The following is a 1,077-nucleotide window of genomic DNA, read 5'->3' as shown; positions in this document are numbered from 1 at the left end:
CGGGAAGTTTCAACGCCGGCAGCTTCAACAGCGGCGATGCAAACCCTGGCGACCTCAACACCGGAAGTTTCAACGGCGGCAGCATCAACACCGGCTTCGCCAACGCAGGCGACCTCAACACCGGTTCCTTCAACACCGGCAGCAGGAACACCGGTTCATTCATGCTGGCCGACAGCCAAGTGCTCGACGGTATCACCATCCAGCTCAATTTCCCGGCGATTCCGATCGACATTGTGGCAGCTACCAACGTGGCGATCCCGATCACCGGTCAGTTCGACCCGATCACCATCTTCCCGATCACTGTCAATGTCCCCGTTGACATGAATGCGCTTGGTCTCGTCAACATCGATGGAATCGTCCCGTCCGCAATAGTGGACCCCATCGTCATCAACCGGATCGTCCTGATGGACGTCGTGTTCGGGGCGGACTTCAAGCTGCCCATCCAGATGACGCTCCTCGGCCAACTCAACCTCACTTTGCCGGGGCTGCTCGGCATCGGGAACTCCACCGGGGCATTGGCGTCGGGCTTCTTCAACGGAAATTCCAGCGGCACTTCTGGTTTCTTCAACTTGAGCAGTCTGAGTTCGGGCTTCGCCAATGCCAACGGGGCGCTGACGACGGGCTGGTACAACTCCGGGTCGTTGCTGTCGGGCTGGCAGAACCTCGGCAACGCCATCTCCGGTTTCGCCAACACCAGCACGCTGGCCGCGAACGCCCCGGCCCTGATCTCCGGTGTGGGCAACATCGGCAGTCAGGTCTCCGGCTTCTTCAACGGCCAGATGAATGCGCTGCAGGCGGCGCTGGCGGACTTGGTGGCTGGCTGATGATGTACTTCCCCGCCCCCGAGGGTCGACCATTCGGCTGCAGCATCTACGACTCCAAAGAAGCTTTCCTGCAATGTAAGGAAGAGGACTGAGCCGGTGAGTTTCCTGACTTTGCCACCCGAGATCAACTCTCTGAACATGCTGATCGGGGCGGGATCGGCACCGATGGCGTCGGTGGCGTCGGCCTGGGATGGGTTGGCGTCGGAGCTGAGTTCGGCGTCGTCGTTCTTCGAGGGAGTGACCTCGGGTCTGA

General features: G+C 60.5%; 2 protein-coding genes. Both read left to right on the top strand.

What is annotated here, in order from left to right:
• The coding region (locus BN972_RS27490; RefSeq protein ID WP_036366239.1) for a pentapeptide repeat-containing protein at positions 1-824 on the top strand (824 nt) is incomplete at its 5' end.
• Positions 825-920: 96 nt separating this feature from the next.
• Positions 921-1,077, top strand: a 157-nt coding sequence (locus BN972_RS31315; RefSeq protein WP_036366236.1) for a PPE domain-containing protein, incomplete at its 3' end; no start/stop codon positions are given.

The organism is Mycobacterium asiaticum DSM 44297 (assembly GCF_000613245.1).
GTDB lineage: Bacteria > Actinomycetota > Actinomycetes > Mycobacteriales > Mycobacteriaceae > Mycobacterium > Mycobacterium asiaticum.
The sequence above is the reverse complement of the archived record's forward strand: the minus strand, read 5'-3'. Positions and strand labels throughout refer to the sequence as shown.